This window comes from [Scytonema hofmanni] UTEX 2349, from assembly GCF_000582685.1.
Classification (GTDB): domain Bacteria; phylum Cyanobacteriota; class Cyanobacteriia; order Cyanobacteriales; family Nostocaceae; genus Hassallia; species Hassallia hofmanni.
This window is the reverse complement of record NZ_KK073768.1, coordinates 1434673-1457061: the sequence shown is the minus strand read 5'-3', so window position 1 is coordinate 1457061 and position 22389 is coordinate 1434673. Positions and strand designations below refer to the sequence as shown.

Genomic DNA, 22389 nt, shown 5'->3' with positions numbered 1-22389 from the left:
CATAACTCTTAAAAATAAATATTATTCCAAGTTTCAGCTACTAGAATTCTACTTTGAAGAATATTTCATAAGTCCCTAAAAATCGCTTGATAAAGCCAGGGGGTAGACTTTCTACTTGGGAAGAATATGAGGCGATCGCTCTCTTTTTTTTGTCTTGAACTGCTGAAATTGAAAGTCGATAAGCATCTGCTATATCCTGCAACTTCAGCATAATAAATAGCGGTGCTCTCCAAAATAACCAGATGGCATACTCTAGTAGTTCAACTTCAATTTGGGCTATCGCGATCGCTTCTTTGACTAAGGCATATGCAGCTTCATGATCCTGATGACAATCTTTTTGATGTGGAACGTAGACCTCCCCTGGTTTATACTTCTGAAGCAGTTCAACTATCTCCTCAATCGTCTGTTGTCGTTGCAATGCTTCTAAATCTCGCAATGTTCCATCTACTTTATCCAAAAAGTAAATTTCTGATGATTCAACTCCTAAAATACTTAATGCGGTTACTGCTTCTTGTTTCCGAATTGGGATGATTTTATCTTTAATTTCCGAATCTTCCCCAACTGAACCCTGTCCATCCGTCAGAAAAGCTACTACTACTGGTATTCCCTGTTCCCTTTTTAAGGCAATCATCCCACCACAACCAAAAGTTTCATCATCTTGATGTGGAGAAAAGACCATCGCTGATTTTTTGCTAAATGTTAGCGGCATACTTCCACGACGCAAAATCCACTCCTCTAGTAAGCTAGAGTGCATGTATTGCACTTGATAAAGCCAGGTATTTGGAAGTAATTTTTCTACCCGTTGGAGAATTTTTTTATAATTCATAGTGACTTTTTTACTCAATATAATCGTAGAAAAACTTCTGGGAGGTTTTTCTTTCTTTAATGCATATTTGTCTGATTTTTATTTGTTTTACATAATACCAGTTTTCTTAATAAAATTTTCATATTTTTATTTTTGTTCAAAAAAATTTAAGTTGAACAATCACCTTACCTACGATCATCCTTTGAATGTTAGGTCATAAACAATTTGTCAATAAGTAATAGGGCTGAAAATTTTCTCTCTTCTCGGCGCTCAAAAACACAATGGCGATCGCATGAAGCTTAACCACATCGGCAATCTATTGTGGTATAAGCAGAAGAGGTACTTAAAAGCCATTTTTTTATGACTGCATATTAATACTTAGTCCGGACACATTCCTTACATAATCATTTAAGTGTTCACTCTGATTTCCTTTTCTCACGACTCAATTTTTACCTAGGTTAAGATTTAATTAATACTCAACAGTAGATAAATTCAATTAGAAAAATGGATATTTCAATCAGCCACAAAGTTTATTCTATCCGTATATTTACATAATATAATCATATTGTTACATTTTTTCGGTTGTCTTTACACAATCTTTATTGAATCGATATAAGTGTATCAATTTGATTTTTAAACTTTTTACAATAATTATTTTAAATTTTCATCTACAAGATTTTACCCTAGTCATAAAAGGAAGAAAATAACAATGTCTATGCTTTTTGGCGCTCCTTGGTTGTTAGCACACAAATCGATGTTAGAGGTCAACAAACCGAGAAAAGTTTCCCTCTACGGTTCAGATTACGTGTTGTGGAAAGATGCAGCAGGTAAAATAAACGCTTTACCTAATGGTTGCCCACATATGGGAGCAATGTTATCTGAAGGTTGGTGTCAGCAACATGAAGATCAAACTAGTGTTGTAGTTTGCCCATTTCATGCATTAGAATTTGACAGTGAAGGTTGTACTATTTTGCCTGGATCAAATAAGAAAACTTTACCACAATTGCAACCTTTAGAACTGATTATTCAAGATGATTTTATTTGGTCTTATGGCGGTTATGAACCGAAAGTACCAATGCCAACAATTTTGAATGAAATAGCTGCTAAGTATGACTTTATTGGACATACAGCAGACACAAGCGTGAAGACAGACTTGCTCACCATGCTGCTAAATATGCACGATTATAATCATCAAAACGGCACTCATCGCCCTTTATTTAAAATTGAAGAAGTGCAATTTGAGAAGTTTATCGACAATGGGCATCAATCGCACGCTTTTTACAATATGCCCACAGCACCTACAAGTCTCAGAGAAAAAATCAGCAATCCTGATTTAATGTTATTACCAAAAATCTTGAAAGCGCACTTGGAAAATCACTTTCCATCTTTAGTAATTTTTCATGGTGAAACTGCATTCGGGAAAGTTGCTCAATGTCATTTTTTTGTACCAGAATCGCAGATGCGGACACGCACTTATGTATTGATGTTTGGGCAAGTAAAACACCCGGCATTTAAAGTATTGGGTAGCAAGTTTCTCAACTTTGCCAAAGTTGTTGTCGAACAAGATGCAGATATTTTAGGGAAGATTTATCCAAATACTCCACAAAAAATTAAGCTGAATAACGAAGTGGGGATGGATTGGGTAAGACGTAATTTCGCAAGTTTTCCCGAAACTGTTGAGCCAAATCTTTCTAAGTAATTATCGCAGTATTCGCATTGAGGTTAATAGGCGATCGCATGGCAGTTGTACTCAAGCAAACGAAAAAGGCGATCGCCTTTATTTCATCCGGAAAATTACGTATTATTAAATATACGTAGAGACGTTCCGCCGGAACGTCTCAGAGCGGGTTTTAGGTTTTACCCATTTACATCATTTACTTGAAATCTGCTGTCAAAAGTCATAAAATACAACTTTATTTAAAAATTATATTTTTCATCGCAATTATGAAGTAATTGTAAAACTTGCTGATCAAGTATATATATTTATCAAAAATAAAATTTTTGTAATGCTAGTATTACTTAGCATTATTTCGCTTAGTGCTTTTTTTTCGATTTGGAGAAATCGTTAGCTTAGTTTTGGAGGTAGGAGTGCATTTTATTAAAAATAAATACAAAAACAAGAGTACTACACTAAAGGAAAAATTTAATTTTTTTAGAGTAAAAAGTATAGATTTTTCTGACGTTAGAGGTGATGTTTTAGCAGGGATGACTGTATCATTAGCATTGATTCCAGAATCTCTGGCTTTTGCTGCTATAGCTAAAGTTGAGCCAATGGTAGCTTTATATACTTCCTTTTGTATAGCCATCGTTATTTCCCTGTTTGGTGGAAGACCGGCAATGATTTCCGCTGCAACTGGTTCGATGGCATTACTAATGACATCATTAGTAGAAAAATATGGAGTTGAGTATTTATTTGCAGCCACCATTCTAACTGGGATAGTGCAATTTCTGATGGGAGTTGGGAAATTAAGCAGATTTTTTAGCTTTATTCCTCAATCGGTTGTGGCAGGTTTTGTGAATGCTTTAGGGGTGTTAATTTTCGTAGCTCAAGTTAAACAATTTGCTGGACAACCTTGGCAAATGTATTTGATGGTAGCAGCTACATTAGCGATCGTCTATCTTTTCCCTCGGATTAGCAAAATTGTACCATCACCGTTAGTTGCCATTGTAATTATGACAATCGTGGCAATGACGACAAAAGTCAATCTTATAAAAGTCGGAGATATTGGCAATATTACAGGTACACTGCCATCGTTTCATTTGCCGCGTATTGACTTTTCTCTAGAAAGCTTTTGGATTATTCTGCCTTACTCATTAACCCTTTCGATTGTCGGTCTTTTAGAATCGTTATTAACCGCAGACTTACTCAATGAGTTAACACAGACTAAGAGTTCTAAAAATCGAGAAGTGAAAGGTCAAGGTATTGCCAACATCGTCACAGGATTTTTTGGTGGAATGGCTGGTTGTGGAATGGTTGGGCAATCAATTATTAATATTAGGTCTGGAGGTAAAGGGCGTTTATCAACTTTTGTATCTGGGGCTTTTTTATTAACTTTAATCTTTGTTTTTCGAGATATAGTCAAGCAGATACCGATGGCAGTATTGATTGGTATCATGATTATGGTGGCTTTTGAAACCTTTAGTTGGAAATCATTACAAGAGTTAAGAAAAATGCCCCTGAGTGATGCAATTGTCATGCCTGTAACGGTGGCGATCGCTCTCTTGACTAATGACCTTGCTAAAGGCGTTTTGGTTGGTGTAATTATTAGCACTTTTATTTTCGCTTGGAAAGCAGCCCAAATCAAAGTAGTCAAATCATTGGATGAATATGGGGCGAAAATATATACAATATCGGGACAACTTTTCTTTGGTTCAATTACCAGCTTTCTTGAGTTTTTTAACTATGCTGAAGACCCAGAAAAAGTTATTATTGACCTTCATCATGCTCATGTGTGGGATCATGCCGCTGAAACAGCAATTTCTCAAGTCGTTGCTCGATATAAAAAATTAGATAAGCATGTGGTGATTGTTGGTATGAACCAAGAAAGTCAGTCATCTATGAGTCAGTTAGAATCGGAAAATTTGTGAACTGAGCGTGATTTAACATAGGATTTCTACATACCCTTCTGTTCCATGCACGCGAATTCGTTGCCCATCTTTTATAATTTTGGTAGCATTTTCTACTCCGACAACTGCTGGTAAGCCATATTCCCGTGCGATAACTGCTCCGTGGGTCATCAGTCCACCAACTTCGGTGACTAGACCTTTTATGGATACAAACAATGGTGTCCAGCTAGGGTCAGTAAAGGAGGTGACTAATATATCTCCATCTTCTAGGTCGGCATCTTCTATGTTTAAGATGATACGTGCTTTTCCCTCTATAACTCCGGAAGAAACAGGTAGACCTACAATAACTTCGGCTGGAAGATTTTCTCGTTTGTACTTACCTGCAATGATTTCACCATCAGACGTGATAATACGTGGGGGAGTTAGTTTTTCATATAATTTGTACTCATCTTTTCGTTTGCTGATAATCTGGTAATCAAGTTTATTTGTGCGTATGACTTCGCGAAGTTCTTCAAAAGTGAGATAGTATATATCTTCTTTTTCATGAATAACGTTGGCTTGTACGAGTTGTGCGGCTTCTTTCAGTAAAGCTTTCTTATAAACAAAGTAGCGATTAACTATGCCGTATTTTGGATATTCACGATAACCGATGAAATTCCGGATCAGGCTGATCGTTCGTTTTGTCTCATTGGCTTTTTGTTCACCATCCGGTAATTGCTTCAATCGATCTAATAACTCTTGTTCTTTTTTCAAAGCTGACTGTTGCCCTTGCTCAAATTTCCGATTGCTGGCATTAGGCTCAAGGTTTTTGATGTTACTGAGAATCATCGGGACAAGTGTAATTGGTTTTTCACTCCAACGAGTTTTAGTAATATCGATTTCTCCGGCACATCGCATTCCGTATTTGTTGAGATAAGCACAGATAGCATTTTGGGTTTCCTTTCCACCATTAAACTTAACCAGTTCATCCAAAAAGTTATCATCTTTTACATGTTGTAAATAATCAATTACTTCCGGATAAGGACGAATCACATCTGCAACATCCAATAGTTCCAGACCCATAGACGAAGTAATATTGTTGGGTACAGATTGAGAAAGCGTGTCTGCTACGTTTTTTTCACCTAACCACTCCTTCATTTTTTCATTGATCCATGATGAAGCATTCATAGCAGTCATAATCACAGCAAAACTTTGTGGATTAGATAAACTCTTCTTTAATTTCTGGGTGTCTTCCAGAATAAAATCAATTAGATCCGCTCCTGATTTCGTTTGGATGTTATGTTTTAACTCGTCTATCGATGTTTGACTACTCTTAATCAGATCGGGAACGATTGTTGGATCGTATTCGATTTGTGTTTGAAAATCCGCAGGCGATATACCTTTATTACTTTTACCGGGACTTTGTTCTTTCTCATCATCTGGTAACGTTTTTATAAAATCTCCTCGCTCTATGATGTTTAGAAGTGCGTCTTTTATAAGCGGATCGGATTTTCCCAAGACATCTACTATAAATTCTCTTCTAACAGGTGAAGCTAGATCAGGTGTGATATCAACAAACAACCTTCCACCAGCTTTATACATGGGTCGAGCAGCTGTTAACTGAAATAAAGACAATCCCAATGGTTTGATGGGGTCAGTCATCATTTGTTGATGACCCACAGATACATAGACGTGATTTTCGCGATCGCTTGCTTCAGGGATCGGGTATAAAGTAGTGATTGGGCGACTCTGGACAATATAAAATGTATCATCAACCAAACACCATTCGATATCTTGGGGGCAACCAAAAAAAGCTTCGATCTGTCTTCCTATGTGTGCTAGTTGTAAAATTTGTTGTTCACTAAGTGTTTGAGTCTTTTGCTGATCAGGATCAATTTGCTGTGTCTCTGTTCCGCCTTCTTTTAGTGGATAGATAGCCAATTTTTTGGTGGCTATCATTTTATCGACGATTTTCTCTTCCTGAACTTTATAACAATCGGGAGATACCAAACCGGAAACTAAAGCCTCACCAAGTCCAAAACTGGCATCAATAGACAGCAATTTTCTATTGAAAGTGACAGGATCGGCTGTAAACAAAATTCCTGATGCCTGCGGGAAGACCATTTTCTGAACAACCACGGACATATAAACTTTACGGTGGTCAAAGCCGTTTTGAAGGCGGTATGTTACAGCCCGGTCGGTAAATAGTGATGCCCAGCACTTGCTGATATGCTGATAGATTGCCTCCCTTCCGATAATGTTCAAATACGTATCCTGCTGTCCTGCAAAGGAAGCCATAGGTAAATCCTCTGCCGTTGCGCTCGATCGCACTGCATAGGCATTTTTCTCACCAATCCTGGAGAGGACGCGGGTGATCTCTTTATTAATGTCTTCAGGGATGGCTATTCCTTCGATGAAAGAGCGAATCTCACCGCAAAGTTCCCCGATTTTATGCCGATCTTCCACCTTGAGAACCGATAACCGATCAAGTAATTCGTTAATTGACGACGTTTCCCCAATGATTCTTTTAAAGGCTTCAGTAGAAATACAAAAGCCATCCGGTACGCGGATTCCTTCAATCTTGGAAAGTTCCCCTAAGTTTGCGCCTTTACCCCCAACAACCGTGAGTTTTGTTTTATCAATATCTTGAAAACAAAGGACAAATGAACTCATCAGTTTACCTCCTTTGGCAATTCATACTTTGGTAATTTTGATGACATCCTATCCATAATAATCAGGACTTATATGATGTCCGGTCAAACAGCCATAATAAAAGAACCCTCTCCAACCCTAAGAGCTTGCGGGGAAGGTGCCACAGGCGGGTAGGGTTCTTCATGAATTATGGGTAAGCTACCGGACATGATATTAATGAGTCTTTAAACTGGATTAATGAGTCTTTAAACTGGATTAATGAGTCTTTAAACTGGATTAATGAGTCTTTGAACTGGATTAATGAGTCTTTGAACTGGATTAATGAGTCTTTGAACTGGATTAATCAGGCTTTGAACTGGATTAATGAGTTTTTTATCTGGATTAATGAGGCTTTTATCTGGATTAATGAGTCTTTGAACTGGATTAATCAGGCTTTGAACTGGATTAATCAGGCTTTGAAATGGATTAATCAGGCTTTGAAATGGATTAATCAGGCTTTTATCTCCATTAATGAGGCTTTTATCTAATCACTCACCCTACTCTTCACTGCCCAATCCTGAAAGACTCTCGTAAGTAAGTTCCTTATTTGCCCAGTTGGTTTGTTGCAGAAATTCATCGAATGTCGTCAAAAGTCCTGGAAACTCTTGACGCAAGTGCTGCACATCAGCTTGATAACCCTTGTGGCGATACCACTGAATCAAAGCGTACAATTCTTTTTGAAATAGAAGTAAGAATATCCACGCAGGTGTTTCTTTGTGAACAACAGTTGTCCCCTGCGCTTGAGAAAATGCCTCCGCAAGTTGCTTTGGAGTCAGCACATCCCCAGCAAGTTCAATTTCTTGACCGATGTACTTATCAGGATTTTTCATCACGTAAGCAGCAACGCGACCCATATCTATAGTTGTAATCAAATGTAAAGGCTTGTCAGGCTGAATCGAAAATGGGAAAGCTCCCTTAAGTATCGATGGGCGCGTGTACTTTTTCCAAAACTCCTCCATAAACAAACACGCTCGTAACATCGTTGTCGGTAAGTCGGCTGAAGAGAGAATTTGCTCAACCTTGTACTTTTGCTCAATGTGGGGAATTCCAGAATTTCTGTCTGCACCACCTGCGGAGTTATAAACAAAGTGCTTAATCTCGGCTTGTTTTGCCGCTTGTGCAACCCGCTTTGCCCTCTCAACTTCTAGCGGATCAGGTTTGGCAGAGTCAGCTGAAGTAGCATGGCAATAAATAGCCGAAATACCGTTCATAGCTGCTGCGAGGGAGTTTTCATCGTCTAAATTGGCTTCAACCAACTCAACTCCAACCTCGCTCATTTTCGATAGAGAAGGACGATTCAGGTCAATTTTTCTAGTTATGGCACGCAGGTTACTAAGTTGCTGTTCGCGAAATCCTTTGATCACATTACCACCAGTGCCACCAGTTACGCCGATGAGCAGAACTTTACCAACTTTCGACTCTGTAGCACCAGAATCTGACATGCTATTACCTAGAGTTCTTCGTTTACATTAAGTTTAGACAAAGAAAGCAGAGACAAACAATAATTTCGCAGCAACCTAATGTAGACAATGCTTTTTTATTTGAATAGTTTTTTATGAAATATTGGATAAAGCAAGTAGCATGGCAACTAATATTGATAATATAGACTCATTTCGTGCATTGGCACTTCAAATTAAGTGTCAGGCGGTGAATCAGGCAACTAACCGCCAAGAAGCGCGTTCTTTAATACAAAATACTATCAACCGCTTGGCACAACAAATCGCTGCCAGTATCGCTTTTATTGGCTTTGACTGTCGTTTAATTGTCCTGCCAGAATACTTTCTCACAGGCTTTCCGATGGGAGAGTCCCTGGCTGTCTGGGCAGAAAAAGCCTGTTTGGAAATGGCTGGTGCAGAGTATGAAGCTCTTGGTAAAATAGCCCAAAAACATAATATCTTCTTGGCAGGCAACGCTTACGAACTCGACCCCAACTTTCCAGGGTTGTACTTCCAAACCTGCTTTGTTATTGACCCCTCTGGGTCAATTGTCTTGCGTTATCGACGACTGAATTCGATGTTTGCCCCCACTCCCCACGATGTCTGGGATAAATATCTAGATTGCTACGGCTTAGAGGGTGTTTTTCCGGTAGCGAAGACAGCGATCGGTAATTTGGCAGCTCTGGCATCAGAAGAAATTTTATATCCAGAAGTGGCGCGTTGTCTAGCTATGCGCGGAGCAGAGATTTTTCTGCATTCGACATCAGAAGTTTATAGCAAGATGTTAACGCCTAAAGATGCGGCAAAAATCAGCCGTGCAGTAGAAAACATGGCATATTTAGTCTCAAGCAATACAGCAGGCATCGCAAATATCCCGATTCCGATTGCATCCACCGATGGAGGATCTAAAATTATTGACCATCGAGGAATTGTTTTAGCAGAGGCAAGTGTAGGTGAGAGTATGGCAGCTTTTGCCGAGATTGATTTGGCAGCTTTACGACGCGATCGCCGCAGACCTGGGTTAAATAATTTACTTTCACGGCAGCGATTTGAGCTATATGCCGAAAGTTACCGCCAGTCGCATTTCTACCCACCAAATACTATGCTGGATAAAGAAGTAGACCGCAAACACTTTATTCAAACACAGCAAGAAACTATCGAGCGTTTAGGCAAATTAGGAATAATTTGAGATTGGGGACTGGGGACTGGGGATTAGGGACTGGGGACTGGGGACTGGGGATTAGGGACTGGGGAAAAGGGAAAAGGGAAGAATTATTACCAATTCCCAATGCCCAAGCAAGAGGGAGAAAAGGGAAAGGGGAAAGGGACTCATGTAGAAATATTTTCTTTTCTCTTCGACTGATTTTAAATGACTCCATACCCTTTCCCTTTTCCCTTTACCCTTTTCCCCTCCTCAAATTGCCCAATGCCCAATGCCCCATACCCAATAATGAGTAAACCAATCGAAATTCGCAACCCCCGAACCGGAAAGTATGATTACGTGATTATACCGACGCCTTCCAAACTGCTGGTTCAACAATGTAGCCGTCTGCGGAGGGCGCAAAAAAGCTGGCTCCAAGAAGGTCTAGAAGGGCGAATTGAAGCCTTACAGCAGTGGAAACAAGTAATATTATCTGGACGTGACAAACTCACAGAGGCTTTAGTCACCGATACTGGCAGATTATCAATCTCGGTGATGGAAATTGATTCCTTCCTTTCCAGCATCGATCGCTGGTGTGGATTAGCGCCAAAATTATTACAAGACTTTGAAAAAGGTACAGCAATACCTTTTATCCAACTGCAACAAACAGCGGTTCCTTATAGTTTAGTTGGGGTGATTAGCCCTTGGAATTTTCCGTTATTGCTGTCTACAATTGATACGATTCCGGCATTGCTAGCGGGTTGTGCTGTCATTGTCAAACCCAGTGAAATTACTCCCCGCTTCATGGCACCCCTGTTAGCGACACTTAGCACTGTTCCTAAATTGCGCGACATATTAACTTTTATTGAGGGTGCAGGGGAAACTGGAGCCGAATTAATTGAGAATGTGGATCTGGTGTGCTTTACTGGTAGTGTAGCCACCGGACGAAAAGTAGCAGAAGCCGCAGCTAAACAGTTCATTCCCGCTTTTTTGGAATTAGGCGGAAAAGATCCGGCGATCGTCTTAGAATCAGCGGATATAGAATTAGCAACATCAGCAATTTTGTGGGGTTCCGTCGTCAACACCGGACAATCTTGCTTGTCGATTGAGAGAATTTACGTTGCTGAATCTATCTTTGATAAGTTTTACCATCAACTTGTAACTAAAGCCTATCGCCTACGACTGGCTTATCCTAAAATTGAAGATGGCGAAATTGGTCCGATTATTGCCGAAAGACAAGCAGCGATTATTAAAGACCATCTCCAAGACGCAGTATCTAAAAAAGCAGTAATTCACTGCGGTGGGGAAGTTGAGCAATTAAATGGTGGTTGGTGGTGTCGTCCAACAGTTATCACAAGTGTTAACCATTCGATGACAGTGATGACTGAAGAGACATTTGGACCAATTATGCCGGTGATGGCTTTTTCTACAATTGAAGAAGCGATCGCATTAGCCAACGATACCATCTATGGACTAAGTGCTGCTGTCTTTGGCTTGGAAGCAGAAGCTTTAGAAGTCGCACAGCAGATAGATGCAGGTGCTATCAGTATCAACGATGCTGGACTCACTGCCGTCATGCACGAGGGTGAAAAAAATGCTTTTAAATTCTCCGGTATGGGTGGATCGCGTATGGGAGCAGCCGCGCTAACACGATTCATGCGGAAAAAAGCATTTTTAGTGAAAACTAACACTGTTAGCGACCCTTGGTGGTTTAATAACCAATAAAGCCAGGGCTATTTTAGATTTTAAGACGCGCATCAGCTTGCCCCAGAGAGGGAAGTGTCTGCCACAGAAAAACAAGTAAACAACCCAAAGACAACAAGAAAAATAGGAGTTTTATTATGTCTACCATCAAAGAAGAAATGCCTGTTCTTTTCCGTCATGAAGGAAATTGGGTAGGTACGTATACAGTCGTTGATATAGAAGGAAAAATCCTCGACAAGCATGAATCTCACTTAACCTGTCAGTTTCCAGAAAACGGTTCTTATCCCTACTACCAAGTTAATCGCTACACATGGTCTGATGGTAAATACGAAGAACATCAGTTTCCCGGAACCTATCACGATAAAAAACTTTGGTTTGATACAGAGCGCATACAAGGAAAAGCCTGGGAAGCAGACGATTCAACTGTGATTTTATGGTTTTCTTATAAGACAATGCCAGAAATGTCTTTATATGAAATGATTCTAATTAGCCCTGACAATAACTATCGCGCTCGCACTTGGCACTGGTTTAAGAACCATCAAATTTTTCAACGTACCCTAATTCAAGAAGAACGGCTACGATAAGCTAATTGGCATTTTGAAGTTTTAATTTTTTAAAGGCATGGCAAAAGCTGACAAAATCAATTTTTCTACTCCTAGTGGTTTTCCAGAATTTCTTCCTAGCGAAAAGCGTTTAGAATTATATTTGCTAGATATCATCCGCAAGGTATTTGAAAGTTATGGATTTACACCGATTGAAACTCCCGCAGTAGAACGCTTAGAAGTGTTGCAAGCCAAAGGTAATCAAGGTGATAATATTATTTATGGGATTGACCCCATCTTGCCACCAAATCGCCAAGCTGAGAGGGATAAAGCAGGGGAAACAGGTTCAGAAGCACGGGCTTTAAAATTTGACCAAACAGTTCCTCTAGCGGCATATATTGCCCGTCACTTAAATGAATTGACCTTTCCCTTTGCTCGTTATCAAATGGACGTAGTTTTCCGGGGAGAAAGAGCAAAAGATGGGCGTTTTCGGCAGTTCCGTCAATGCGATATTGATGTAGTTGCTCGTCGGGAACTCAGCTTGCTTTATGATGCTCAGATGCCGGCAATTATTTCGGAGATATTTGAGGCAATTAATATTGGTGATTTTCTGATTCGCATCAATAATCGGAAAATTCTCACAGGTTTTTTTCAGACTGTAGGAGTTGCCGCAAATCAAATAAAATCCTGTATTGGGATTATTGACACGCTGGAAAAAGTCGGGGAAAGTAAGGTCAAACAGGATTTAGAAAAACAGGAAATTTCCGCAGAGCAATCTGAAAAAATTATCGAATTTATTAAAATTAAGGGCACAGTTGACGAGGTATTAGATAAGCTCAAATATTTAGCTGAAACAATGCCAGAAGCCGAGCAATTTACTCTCGGAGTTACGGAAGTAGAAACGGTTATTTCTGGTGTTCGTAATTTGGGAGTGAGTGAAAATCGTTTCTGTATTGATTTAGCGATCGCTCGTGGACTAGATTATTATACAGGAACAGTTTACGAAACAACTTTATTAGGACATGAAGCCTTAGGCAGTATTTGCTCTGGTGGCAGATATGAAGAATTGGTTGGAACATTTTTAGGTGAGAAAATGCCTGGTGTAGGCATTTCCATTGGCTTAACTCGCTTAATTAGTCGCTTGCTTAAAGCTGGTATTCTTAATTCCTTAGCTGCTACTCCAGCGCAAGTGATGGTTGTGAATATGCAAGAGGATTTGATGCCCATTTATTTGAAAGTGTCACAAAATCTGCGTCAGGCGGGAATTAATGTTATAACTAGCTTTGACAAACGAGGTTTAGGCAAACAATTTCAGTTAGCTGAAAAGCAAGGAATTCAATTTTGTGTAATTATTGGTTCTGAAGAAGCAGCAGCACAAAAATCATCACTCAAAGATTTGCAAACAGGTGAGCAAGTAGAAGTAGGATTAGCTAATTTGCCAGAGGAAGTTAAACGGAGGCTGCAATAATGAAGCTAATTTGTCGTATAACGAATTATGTTCAGACCTAATAGACTGAAGAAAATGCTCCAAACCGATTCCAAACCAATCGGTTGCTGGATTTTTTTCTCAGACGGTGACTCAATAGAACTTCTTTCTATGTGTGGATTCGATGCTTTTATCATCGACCACGAACATGGCGCTACGGAGATGGGTGTTTTAGTAGAACAACTCCGCGCCGCCCAAGCGACAGATGTTACCTGCATTTTGCGTGTACCTTCACACGATCCAGTCTATATTAAGCGAGCCTTAGACATGGGTGTGGAAGGTATACTCGTTCCAACGGTAGAATCAGCAGATGAAGCGCGAGCAATTGTCACTGCAACCCGCTATCGACCTCATGGCGGACACCGAGGTGTTGGTTATCCGGAGAGCCGAGCAGCCAACTGGGGTTTAGCAGAGCTAGAGTATCCTGCCAATTATCGAGAGAACCTACTTGTAGCTGTTATCGTCGAAACCCGTCGGGGTTTCGAGAATGTTAAGGAAATTGCCGCAGTTGACGGGATCGATATGGTATTTTTAGGACCAGGCGATCTTACGGCAGATATCGCAGACGATTTTGCTGCACTGACCAAGTTTGGCACTTACGATAATTCAGAACTTGACCGACTGATGGCGGAAGCTGAAGCGATAGTCCGCTCCACCCCTGATTGTTGGCTTGCGGGCATTAGTCGCAATGCCGCAGGAGGTCGCGAACTGTTCGCTAAGGGATATGATTTCGTGACACCTGCTGGTGATGCCTGGTTGCTATCCGATGCGGCGCGTTCGATTGTCGCTGCCATGAGAAGTTAAAATTTTGGTGTTGCTAAATCATCCCTTAATTCAGCAACGCCAAAATTTTCAGTTTAAAAAGTGTGGAGTTACTTAGATCGTGAATACTCGTGAAGTTATTATTCCCAAAGGGATGGAAGTCTTATATGAAAAGTATCACTATTGCCCTGGCATTAAGGTAGGCAATACATTATATATCTCAGGACAGGTGGGACGCGATGAAAATTTACAGGTAGTAGAGGGAACGGAAGCGCAATTTGTCCAGACTTTCGAGAATGTTAAAAAGGTACTTTCAGCAGCAGGAGCCACTTTTGACGATGTGGTAGAGATGATTACTTATCATGTTACAGGTGTCAATCTCGGCAATTTGCAAGTTCAGCCTTCTAATGCTTCAGAACAACAACAGTTTACTATTCCACATCTGCCACTGTTTATCAAAGTAAAAGATCGCTATTTCACTAATAATTTCCCTACTTGGACAGGGGTTGGTATAACTGCTTTATCTACACCAGGACTAATCGTAGAGATTAAGTGTACAGCAATTCTAGAAAATTAGAGGCGGAACTATTCTGAATTGTTCAGAAATTCGATTACTACCTTGGAAACTTCTTCAGGTATCTGATTCATCATGCAAATTGTTCCTTGTTCAAATTCAGCTACTTTGCCATGAGGAATTGCTTGGGAAAGAAAATAGCGATCGCCAACTTTTGCTAAACTCAGTCTTTCAAATTCTTTTACATCATCCATTCCCCAGATAATCAGAGTTGGGCAATCAATGGAACGAAATCTTTCTGGTGCATCAAGACAGTAATTGCCTACAGCCCAAATTGCATACAAAGGATGACCAAAACATTTTAAATCGTCTAAAACCCAACGGTGATTTAATTCGGCAGAGCCTACGTATCGAGAACGGGCTAACCATCTTTTCATGAGATGAGAGCCATCTTCTTGGATTTTAAAACCTTCCTCAAACATTCTGAATAGCTGTGTTTGTCCTCCTTCACCAAAACCAGCTACGTTACCTAAGATCAGTTTTTCAACGCGATCGCTATAAGTTGCTGCTACTTCTCCAGCCACAAAAGCACCTGTATGGTTTCCCATGATGCTCGTTTTTTCTATACCTAATTCATCTAAAAGAGCAATAACTGTTTTCGCGTAGTCGGCAACTGTGTACATTCTGGGCGGTTTATCCGAATCACCAAACCCCATCAAATCCATTGCTATGACTCGTCTGTGTTGAGCAAAGATGGGCATAAGTTCGCGATATTCATCACTACTGCGGGGGTTCATGTGCAGCAACAGCAGAGGTTCACCCTCACCGCCGATTCGATAAAGAATCTGTCCATCTTCTGTGTCTAAAAAAGCTCGTTTAATTTTTTGTTTCATTATTTTTGTGCGATCGCATTTATATTTCCCATTAGGGCGAGCATTGCCCACCCTACATTTATGTTGGCTTTCTCACCCGCCCTGAAATAAATTTCAGGGCTAATAGCTAAAGTAAACTGAAGTTTACTATTATATTTTTCACATTATTTTAGTCATCTTTAGATGACTTTAGCTATTAGCAAGGAAATTCATTTCCTTGCGGGACTGGGGTTTTACCTTAAATTGACACCAATGAGCAATGCTCATGTGCCCCTACGAGAAATCTATATGTATCAGGGTTTGGGTGAATTGTATTAGTTGGCAGTTACCTGTAACTCTTGTCTTCGGGAAGCTCGCGGCAGCATCTTCAGAATCTCGCGGGTTTGCGCTGGCGTCGCAACTTCCCGACCGAGGGTATGCGCCATCTTCGCAACCTTTTCCACTAACTCGCCATTATGCGGCTTACCGAAGCGAGTGTAAGCATAATCTCCAAGTCCAATTCCGACGTGTCCGCCAAGGGTGATTGCCCAGGCTGCCACCCTCATCACGTCTCCATTCCAGCAAAGTGCTAACCACTGATTACCCGCAGGAACTTCAGCCACAAACGCCTGCAAACCGGATATAGTCGGCGCAGCTCCTGCCGGCATAACTTCCCCAGTAAAGACAAACTCCCACAGCGTTTCCCGTGGCAGAAGTCCCATTTCCTGGAAGCAACGCGCTGTTCGCATTTGCCCTACGTCCCAACAGACTGAACTGACGTAGAGATTGTGCTGCTTGAATACTTCAAGCACCGCCCTAAGATTTTCGCGGGTATTAATGTACACTTGGTCATAACTAGTAAACTGTTTCACCTGGGGATTCCAGAAGTCCACGTTGAGCGACCCGAAATCTACTGGTACCATGTCAACCCGCAGCACTGGATCGTCATTCACTGCTAAGATGTGCCGGACGCGATCCTCTACCTGATTCTGTGTAATGTAGCCAAGCGTCGGATGAATTAGGAGATCCGTCTGTTCGCGAATTCCTTGGATCACTTCAAGATATAGTTCAACTTCGTTGCGCGGTTTCCCAGTCTCTGAATCTCGCCCGTGCCAATGAAAAATCGAAGCCCCTGCTTCCCAGGCACGAACTGCTTCGCGGATGATCTCTTTTGGACTGTAGGGCAAAGCAGGATTGTCCTGGCGATGGGTTATTTCGTTACAACGACACTCGATAATAAGTGGTAATTCCTGGTTCATTGTCTTCCTTCTAAATAGGTGGCAAATTAACTTGTATATTTACTAGCTAAATAGTTATATTCTTTGCACAAGTATTTACTACTTTTCCAAAAAATCAACTACTACTTTTAATACTTCCTCCGGCATTTGATTGATCATCCAAAGCGTTCCGCCTTCTAGTTCGACTTTTTGACTATGAGGAATTACTTCCTGGAGCCAAGATTGATTCTCAGCTTTGGCTAAACCAGCTTTTTTTAACGGTTCTAACGCCTTTTCCCCTGACAAAATCAAAGTAGGAGACTTTATCAAACGAAATCTTTCTGGGGCAGAAAGACAATAGTTTGCTACTGCCACACCAGGGTATACAGGAGAGCCAAAGCACTTCAAATCATCCAAAACACAACGGTGATTTAAGTTTCCCTGTCCAACGTAACTGGTACGAGCTAACCATCTTTCCATCAGGTGAGAGCCATCTTCTTTAATTTGAGACCCTTGAGAATATATCTTTAAAATCTTGTCTCTTTCCTCTTCGTCAAATCCAACTACATTGCAGAGGATGAGTTTTTCAACTCTTTCAGGGTAAGCTGCTGCCACTTCTCCGGCAATATAACCCCCTGTAAGACTACCGAAAATGCTCGTCTTATTTATGCCTAATTCGTCCAAAAGAGCGATCGCATTTTTGGCATAGTCTGCAACTGAATAAACTCTGGGAGGCTTGTCAGAATCACCTAACCCCATTAAATCCATTGCAATTACTAATTTTTTGGGAGCCAAAATAGGCATCAATTCTCGAAATTCATCACTACTGCGGGGTGTCATGTGCAGTAAAAGTAGAGGTTCGCCTTCTCCACCCATACGGTAAAGAATTTGTCCATCCTCTGTGTCTAAAAATGCTCTTTTGATACGTTGGCTCATGTTCTTATACTCCTGACTATGCCAGTCGTAGTACCGTAACTGAGAATACAACTATTATTGGCGTATTGGCGATCGCTAAACAATTGCATTGACCTGATTGTAAAACATCCCCTGCTTGCTACCTTCACTAAATACGCAGAAAGTAAATATTCCACCAAGGCTGAACTTTTTAGCACGTCTTGGCGCGGCTTCTAGGTCGGTTGCGATCGCCCGAATGCTCTACAAAAAGCAACTTGCCACCTGACTGGCGTTTAGTCCTTTACTGGAATATATGGTAACTAATGATGTAATTATTTTGCTAGATTTACTGATAAATTGGTGCTAAACTACTCTTGTTTCTGGGTTGCGCTGTAGCTTAACTCAACCTACAAGATCCACGATTACACTAATGATGAAAAATCTAGCTCTACTATCTGCCACAGTTCTTGCCACTACATCTGGATTGATTTTCGGGACAATACAAGCCGCCTCTGCGTTAAATTGGAACTGGAATTATTCTGGTACTGGCATCGCGGCAAACGGTATTTTCACCACTAATGATACCCCTGACGATTTGGGATTTTACCAGATTTTGGGAATTACTGGTACACGAAATGGTGAAACAATTACTGGTTTGCAAGCTCCTGGGACTCCAGTACCGGGAAACGAACCTTTTAATGTTGACAATTTAATTAGTCTTAATACTCAGCAGTTAACCAATAACGGCTTCGGGTATTTAACATCGGGGGGAAGTTATTCTAGTCCGTTTTTCGCGGATTTTTTAACGCCACCAGGTTATTTAGAGGTTTTTTCTGCCGTACCACTTGTACCAGGTTTTGAAAATTTTGGACCAGAAGATAGTGAGTTACCCATTAGGTTTTCTGCAAGGATAATCACCGTCCCTGAACCCAACTCCATTTTTGGCTTAGTTACCATCGGCACTCTCGGTGCTGGTTTAGCATTGAAACGTAAAAAGCCATCCAAATTCACCGAGAAGAAGCTCGAAAAAATTTCCTAAAATCATCAAAAAGTTCATGAAGGCAGAAGCCAGCTATGTTCCCACGCATAAAAACGTGGCATTGAAACAAGGACTCCTTGTATCTCTGGCTTGTGCATCTCGATATAAATTTTCTTCTTTAGTGGGCTTTATACTCATAACTGAAGTTTTTATTAATACTTCTTACATCGTCGCTGCCTTCTACGCTCTGCCTTTTTTTAAATAGCGTCCAGTGGGTGAACCCAAGACCTGTCCGTTATTATAAATAAGATTTCCACGCAAAAAGGTACTCTTGACTCGCCCAGTTAACTCCACACCTTCAAAGGGTGTATAACCTTGTTGTGACTTGGACTCAGCCGCATTTACTACAAAAGTTTCGTTGGGGTCTAACAGCACCAAGTCAGCATCATAACCAATGGCAATGTCACCTTTTTCTAACAAACCAAAGCGTCGGGATGGGTTCCACGATAGCAACTTAGCCATGTGATTGTAAGACATTCCTCGCTTACTACCTTCACTAAATACACCAGAAAGTAAATATTCTGTACCCCCAAAACCAGACTTTGCTAACCAAATATTATTGGGGTCTTTAGCACTTCTTTTTTGTTCAGCGGAACAGCAAGCGTGGTCACTAACTATCCAATCTACCTGATGATTAAGTACTGCTTGCCATAAGTATTCCACATCAGCACGGGGACGAATAGGGGGGTTAACTTTTGCCCAAGCACCATTGGGAGTATCAACATCTAATAGTAGATGTCCAACAGTAACTTCGCGCCGAAAATTGATATGAGGAAAAGCAGTTTGCATAGTTAAAGCTGCTTCCATTGCTTTACGCGAACTCAGGTGCAACAAATTGATATTTGCACAGTTAGTCTCATGTGCCAAATAGGAAGCAATACAAATGGCTAATCCTTCGGAATGAGGGGGACGCGCTGCACTATAAGCGTGAAGTCCACTAAGACTAGAATCATTTTCAACTATTTTAGTATAAGCGTTGAGAATTTCTGCAACTTCACAGTGCAAACTTAAGCTGATAGTATCTCGCGCTTCTGGATGTTTTTCCATCAAGCGAGTTAGACCACGCATAATAAATTCAAAATGGGCAAAGTCGTAGCGTTCCTCTTTATTAATCATTAAAAATAGATTTTGCTGGTCTGACAAACCATGCAACCCATATCCGCCATAAAACATGAAGATTTTAAATGAAGATACCCCATATTCTTCAAACAGTAAAGGTATTTCGTCGATATGCTGGCTAGCTATCGGTGCAACGTGATAGCTGTAATCTACAAAAAAATTACCTGCGGATAACGCTAATACTTCTGGGAAAAAATCTTTATAAGAACCACCTTTATTAAGATAATACTGCCCTGTACGGATGTAATTTAGACTAGTTGTTACTCCCCCCATTGCGGCTGCTTTGGTTTCAGTCACAGCATCTTTATCCAGAGGTTGATAGATACCGATGTGCATATGGGCATCCACGACCCCAGGAAAGCCCAGCAAGTTTTTGCCATCAAATACCTCTTTGCCTTCTTCTGGGCTAATATTAGGGGCAATCTGAGCAAATTTCCCATCCTTAATTCCTAAATCAAGTAGTTCGACAGCATCATGATGGGGACGAACTACCCGCACATTTTTGATAATTTGATCTAATACGGGACTTTCAGACACAGTAAACCTCACAGTAAAATGAGTTTAGTTAGGAATTACAACATCGAATCGAGACGAAGACCAAATCCCATCATTATATAACGGTTTTTTATCAAATCATCTTCAGGAGAAAAGACAATGGAAAGTTTTAATGAGTATCATATAGACCCAAATGAATTTACTTTTCTTAAAAGTTTTCAAGATAACTGGCAAGTCATTAGAGATGAGTTTACATGCTTTATGAAGCAAGCATCTAATGACGAGTTAAAATTAACTTACGATATTCTGGGTCCTAAAAGTAAAACTATTAAAACCAAAGGTAATGCAAAATACACTGCTTTTGGTATTTTATTTCAAGGTTTATTTATTGAAGAATATATTCAATTCCATCAAATACAATATCCTGATTATGAATCAGATGATGTATCAAAAAAAGCACTGGCATTAAGAGAGAAATACTTTCCTTCTTTAGCTAAAGTAATAGAAAAAGTCAACTTTAGCGATGATGATATTATCAGAAATGTCTACTTTGGTACATTTCATCCCGGCTTGGATATCAAGCTACATGTGAACTATAACCCTCACATGAATCGTGGCTATTTAGGATTGATTGTACCAGAGGGAGATGTAGCTATGAAAATATGCCACGATCAACTTTATTGGCATGAAGGAAAATTCCTGGTTTTAGATCACAGCTATCCACACTGTCCGCATAATTACACCAATTATGATAGAACTGTCTTGGTTGTAGACTTTTTTAAACCGGATAAACCTAGAGAGGAAGTTATCCGATTTGAGAAAGAGCAGGTCACACAACGTATGCAAGAGAATCCTTACAGTTTAGGTGTTTTTGGTAAAAGCGATAAAGCTAAAGAAGAAGATTTTATTAAGTATGGTTTAGCTCATCAGTTAGAGTGGGATAAAGCTTTAGAAGCTTAATATAATATCTGGCTGGGGAAACTAATTGAATAGAAACTCTTTGGCTTCTCTTAAAAATCCTATGTTTTGAAATGTCTCCACACTGGCTAGGTAAATTAATTAAATGACAATATTCCAGAATAAATAAGATAATTTAAACAGATTAAAATAGCAAAACGTTTTCAGATTTGTAAATGAGCATAAAAACCTACAGAAAGTTAATAGCAAAGCAACTTAACCAAGATTTTAAATCTGCGGTTGAAATTGTCGAAATTCCTATTCCCAAACCTGCTGCTAATCAACTTTTAATTCAAAACAAATTGGCTGGCATTAATGGTGGCTTTGACACTCTACTTTGTCGTGGCGAAGTTCCGTATTTTCACTTAATTCCTCCCTTTGATTTAGGTGTGGAAGCAGTGGGAAACGTTGTCAGTATGGGTGAAAATGTCAAAGATTTTCAAATTGGTGATGCTGTCATAACCACAACGCTTGGTGGTGGTTATCGAGAATATCAGGTTATCGATGCAAACTTAACGGTGAAGGTGCAACAAGCAACACCAGAAGTACTAACACTAATGCCTACAGGTGTATCAGCTTTAGTTGCATTGGAACAAGTGGGAGAGATGAAAAGTAATGAAGTGGTTTTAGTGACAGCAGCAGCAGGGGGAACCGGTCATATTGCGGTGCAATTGGCTTCTTTAGCAGGTAATCATGTCATTGGTACTTGTAGCACCGAGGCAAAGACACAATTATTAGAGAAATTGGGGTGCGATCGCATTATCAACTATCGTACAGAAAACCTCAACCAAATCCTCAAACAAGAATACCCCAATGGCATTAATTTAATTTTTGAATGTGTCGGTAAACAAGTTTTCGATACCTGCGTTGAAAATTTAGCGATTCGCGGACGTTTAGTTACTATTGGCTACATTTCCGAATATGCTCTAAATGTAGAACAGGTGCTACAACCTCGAATCTATCATCAACTGATGTGGAAAGCTGCTTCTGTACGAGGTTTTTTAATGCCTCATTATAAAGAATATATACCAGAAGCACGCGATCGCCTGTTAAACTTGTTCTATACAGACAAACTAAAAGTTGCCATTGACTCAACTCAGTTCAACGGCATAGAATCCATCCCTGCTGCTGTGGAATATTTAATTACTGGTAAAAATTGTGGCAAAGTAGTTGTCAGATTTTAGTCAATC

At 40.2% G+C, this 22389-nt stretch carries 21 protein-coding genes; 14 read left to right on the top strand and 7 right to left on the bottom strand.

Going from position 1 to position 22389, the window contains the following annotated elements:
• Positions 1 to 40: 40 nt before the first annotated feature.
• Entirely contained in the window at positions 41 to 826 is a 786-nt protein-coding gene (locus TOL9009_RS0111665) for a PIG-L deacetylase family protein (protein ID WP_029632966.1), read from the bottom strand.
• Positions 827 to 1520: 694 nt separating this feature from the next.
• On the opposite strand from TOL9009_RS0111665, the gene TOL9009_RS0111660 reads away from it, so the two are divergent.
• The 3 genes from TOL9009_RS0111660 to TOL9009_RS0111655 all read left to right on the top strand — a co-directional run bounded on the left by TOL9009_RS0111660 (position 1521) and on the right by TOL9009_RS0111655 (position 4393).
• Positions 1521 to 2504 (top strand): Rieske 2Fe-2S domain-containing protein, encoded by a 984-nt coding sequence (locus TOL9009_RS0111660; RefSeq protein ID WP_199341507.1) that lies wholly within the window; start codon positions 1521 to 1523, stop codon positions 2502 to 2504.
• Positions 2482 to 2613: a hypothetical protein gene (locus tag TOL9009_RS49255; RefSeq protein WP_260675882.1), complete on the top strand. Its 132-nt coding sequence runs from the start codon at positions 2482 to 2484 to the stop codon at positions 2611 to 2613. The genes TOL9009_RS0111660 and TOL9009_RS49255 overlap by 23 nt, the downstream gene beginning before the upstream one ends.
• A gap of 280 nt (positions 2614 to 2893) precedes the next feature.
• On the top strand, positions 2894 to 4393 hold the full coding sequence (locus tag TOL9009_RS0111655; protein WP_084763358.1) for a SulP family inorganic anion transporter: 1500 nt from the start codon (positions 2894 to 2896) through the stop codon (positions 4391 to 4393).
• 12 nt (positions 4394 to 4405) lie between these two features.
• Here TOL9009_RS0111655 and ppsA read toward each other — a convergent pair whose 3' ends face one another.
• Positions 4406 to 7024 (bottom strand): phosphoenolpyruvate synthase, encoded by a 2619-nt coding sequence (gene ppsA / locus TOL9009_RS0111650; RefSeq protein ID WP_029632963.1) that lies wholly within the window; start codon positions 7022 to 7024, stop codon positions 4406 to 4408.
• Between the two features lie 266 nt (positions 7025 to 7290).
• Between ppsA and TOL9009_RS0111645 the strand changes: the two genes are divergently transcribed.
• A complete protein-coding gene (locus tag TOL9009_RS0111645) occupies positions 7291 to 7530 on the top strand; it encodes a hypothetical protein (protein ID WP_029632962.1) in 240 nt (79 codons plus the stop codon).
• A 9-nt stretch (positions 7531 to 7539) separates the two neighbouring features.
• Here TOL9009_RS0111645 and TOL9009_RS0111640 read toward each other — a convergent pair whose 3' ends face one another.
• The gene (locus TOL9009_RS0111640) at positions 7540 to 8484 is read right to left on the bottom strand and encodes an NmrA family NAD(P)-binding protein (protein WP_029632961.1); all 945 of its coding nucleotides are present in this window, start codon (positions 8482 to 8484) and stop codon (positions 7540 to 7542) included.
• Positions 8485 to 8623: 139 nt separating this feature from the next.
• Here TOL9009_RS0111640 and TOL9009_RS0111635 point away from each other — a divergent pair, with 139 nt between their 5' ends.
• The 6 genes from TOL9009_RS0111635 (at position 8624) to TOL9009_RS0111605 (ending at position 14690) form a co-directional block, all read left to right on the top strand.
• A complete protein-coding gene (locus TOL9009_RS0111635) occupies positions 8624 to 9667 on the top strand; it encodes a nitrilase-related carbon-nitrogen hydrolase (RefSeq protein WP_029632960.1) in 1044 nt (347 codons plus the stop codon).
• A gap of 261 nt (positions 9668 to 9928) precedes the next feature.
• Positions 9929 to 11344, top strand: coding sequence for an aldehyde dehydrogenase family protein (locus TOL9009_RS0111625; RefSeq protein ID WP_029632959.1), 1416 nt, complete (start codon positions 9929 to 9931; stop codon positions 11342 to 11344).
• Positions 11345 to 11460: 116 nt separating this feature from the next.
• A complete protein-coding gene (locus TOL9009_RS0111620) occupies positions 11461 to 11907 on the top strand; it encodes a DUF3598 family protein (RefSeq protein ID WP_029632958.1) in 447 nt (148 codons plus the stop codon).
• A 37-nt stretch (positions 11908 to 11944) separates the two neighbouring features.
• A complete protein-coding gene (gene hisS, locus TOL9009_RS0111615; protein WP_029632957.1) occupies positions 11945 to 13333 on the top strand; it encodes a histidine--tRNA ligase in 1389 nt (462 codons plus the stop codon).
• Between the two features lie 54 nt (positions 13334 to 13387).
• Positions 13388 to 14155: an HpcH/HpaI aldolase family protein gene (locus tag TOL9009_RS0111610; RefSeq protein ID WP_199341504.1), complete on the top strand. Its 768-nt coding sequence runs from the start codon at positions 13388 to 13390 to the stop codon at positions 14153 to 14155.
• Positions 14156 to 14234: 79 nt separating this feature from the next.
• The gene (locus TOL9009_RS0111605) at positions 14235 to 14690 is read left to right on the top strand and encodes a RidA family protein (RefSeq protein WP_029632955.1); all 456 of its coding nucleotides are present in this window, start codon (positions 14235 to 14237) and stop codon (positions 14688 to 14690) included.
• Positions 14691 to 14698: 8 nt separating this feature from the next.
• Here TOL9009_RS0111605 and TOL9009_RS0111600 read toward each other — a convergent pair whose 3' ends face one another.
• The 3 genes from TOL9009_RS0111600 to TOL9009_RS0111590 form a co-directional block, all read right to left on the bottom strand.
• Positions 14699 to 15520 carry an alpha/beta fold hydrolase gene (locus TOL9009_RS0111600; protein ID WP_029632954.1) on the bottom strand — a complete coding sequence of 274 codons (822 nt, stop codon included), beginning with the start codon at positions 15518 to 15520 and terminating at the stop codon, positions 14699 to 14701.
• A 293-nt stretch (positions 15521 to 15813) separates the two neighbouring features.
• Positions 15814 to 16737 (bottom strand): BKACE family enzyme, encoded by a 924-nt coding sequence (locus TOL9009_RS0111595; RefSeq protein ID WP_029632953.1) that lies wholly within the window; start codon positions 16735 to 16737, stop codon positions 15814 to 15816.
• Positions 16738 to 16815: 78 nt separating this feature from the next.
• Positions 16816 to 17631, bottom strand: a complete 816-nt coding sequence (locus TOL9009_RS0111590) for an alpha/beta fold hydrolase (protein ID WP_029632952.1) — start codon at positions 17629 to 17631, stop codon at positions 16816 to 16818.
• Between the two features lie 115 nt (positions 17632 to 17746).
• On the opposite strand from TOL9009_RS0111590, the gene TOL9009_RS49250 reads away from it, so the two are divergent.
• Both TOL9009_RS49250 and TOL9009_RS0111585 read left to right on the top strand, forming a co-directional pair.
• On the top strand, positions 17747 to 17875 hold the full coding sequence (locus TOL9009_RS49250) for a hypothetical protein (protein WP_260675881.1): 129 nt from the start codon (positions 17747 to 17749) through the stop codon (positions 17873 to 17875).
• A 144-nt stretch (positions 17876 to 18019) separates the two neighbouring features.
• Positions 18020 to 18628, top strand: a complete 609-nt coding sequence (locus TOL9009_RS0111585) for a PEP-CTERM sorting domain-containing protein (RefSeq protein WP_242055581.1) — start codon at positions 18020 to 18022, stop codon at positions 18626 to 18628.
• Between the two features lie 180 nt (positions 18629 to 18808).
• Here the strand turns inward: TOL9009_RS0111585 and TOL9009_RS0111580 are convergent, their stop codons facing one another.
• The gene (locus tag TOL9009_RS0111580) at positions 18809 to 20284 is read right to left on the bottom strand and encodes an amidohydrolase family protein (protein WP_029632950.1); all 1476 of its coding nucleotides are present in this window, start codon (positions 20282 to 20284) and stop codon (positions 18809 to 18811) included.
• 117 nt (positions 20285 to 20401) lie between these two features.
• Between TOL9009_RS0111580 and TOL9009_RS0111575 the strand changes: the two genes are divergently transcribed.
• Positions 20402 to 21202 carry an aspartyl/asparaginyl beta-hydroxylase domain-containing protein gene (locus TOL9009_RS0111575; RefSeq protein WP_029632949.1) on the top strand — a complete coding sequence of 267 codons (801 nt, stop codon included), beginning with the start codon at positions 20402 to 20404 and terminating at the stop codon, positions 21200 to 21202.
• Between the two features lie 173 nt (positions 21203 to 21375).
• Positions 21376 to 22383, top strand: coding sequence for a zinc-binding dehydrogenase (locus TOL9009_RS0111570; RefSeq protein ID WP_029632948.1), 1008 nt, complete (start codon positions 21376 to 21378; stop codon positions 22381 to 22383).
• Positions 22384 to 22389 lie beyond the last annotated feature (6 nt).

What these genes read in the sequence shown, in the direction of transcription:
- TOL9009_RS0111665 (WP_029632966.1), bottom strand. Translation starts at nt 826, where the DNA reads ATGAATTATAAAAAAATTCTCCAACGGGTAGAAAAATTACTTCCAAAT.
- TOL9009_RS0111660 (WP_199341507.1), top strand. Translation starts at nt 1,521, where the DNA reads ATGCTTTTTGGCGCTCCTTGGTTGTTAGCACACAAATCGATGTTAGAG.
- ppsA (WP_029632963.1), bottom strand. Translation starts at nt 7,024, where the DNA reads ATGAGTTCATTTGTCCTTTGTTTTCAAGATATTGATAAAACAAAACTC.
- TOL9009_RS0111640 (WP_029632961.1), bottom strand. Translation starts at nt 8,484, where the DNA reads ATGTCAGATTCTGGTGCTACAGAGTCGAAAGTTGGTAAAGTTCTGCTC.
- TOL9009_RS0111635 (WP_029632960.1), top strand. Translation starts at nt 8,624, where the DNA reads ATGGCAACTAATATTGATAATATAGACTCATTTCGTGCATTGGCACTT.
- TOL9009_RS0111625 (WP_029632959.1), top strand. Translation starts at nt 9,929, where the DNA reads ATGAGTAAACCAATCGAAATTCGCAACCCCCGAACCGGAAAGTATGAT.
- TOL9009_RS0111620 (WP_029632958.1), top strand. Translation starts at nt 11,461, where the DNA reads ATGTCTACCATCAAAGAAGAAATGCCTGTTCTTTTCCGTCATGAAGGA.
- hisS (WP_029632957.1), top strand. Translation starts at nt 11,945, where the DNA reads ATGGCAAAAGCTGACAAAATCAATTTTTCTACTCCTAGTGGTTTTCCA.
- TOL9009_RS0111610 (WP_199341504.1), top strand. Translation starts at nt 13,388, where the DNA reads ATGCTCCAAACCGATTCCAAACCAATCGGTTGCTGGATTTTTTTCTCA.
- TOL9009_RS0111600 (WP_029632954.1), bottom strand. Translation starts at nt 15,520, where the DNA reads ATGAAACAAAAAATTAAACGAGCTTTTTTAGACACAGAAGATGGACAG.
- TOL9009_RS0111595 (WP_029632953.1), bottom strand. Translation starts at nt 16,737, where the DNA reads ATGAACCAGGAATTACCACTTATTATCGAGTGTCGTTGTAACGAAATA.
- TOL9009_RS0111590 (WP_029632952.1), bottom strand. Translation starts at nt 17,631, where the DNA reads ATGAGCCAACGTATCAAAAGAGCATTTTTAGACACAGAGGATGGACAA.
- TOL9009_RS0111585 (WP_242055581.1), top strand. Translation starts at nt 18,020, where the DNA reads ATGATGAAAAATCTAGCTCTACTATCTGCCACAGTTCTTGCCACTACA.
- TOL9009_RS0111575 (WP_029632949.1), top strand. Translation starts at nt 20,402, where the DNA reads ATGGAAAGTTTTAATGAGTATCATATAGACCCAAATGAATTTACTTTT.
- TOL9009_RS0111570 (WP_029632948.1), top strand. Translation starts at nt 21,376, where the DNA reads ATGAGCATAAAAACCTACAGAAAGTTAATAGCAAAGCAACTTAACCAA.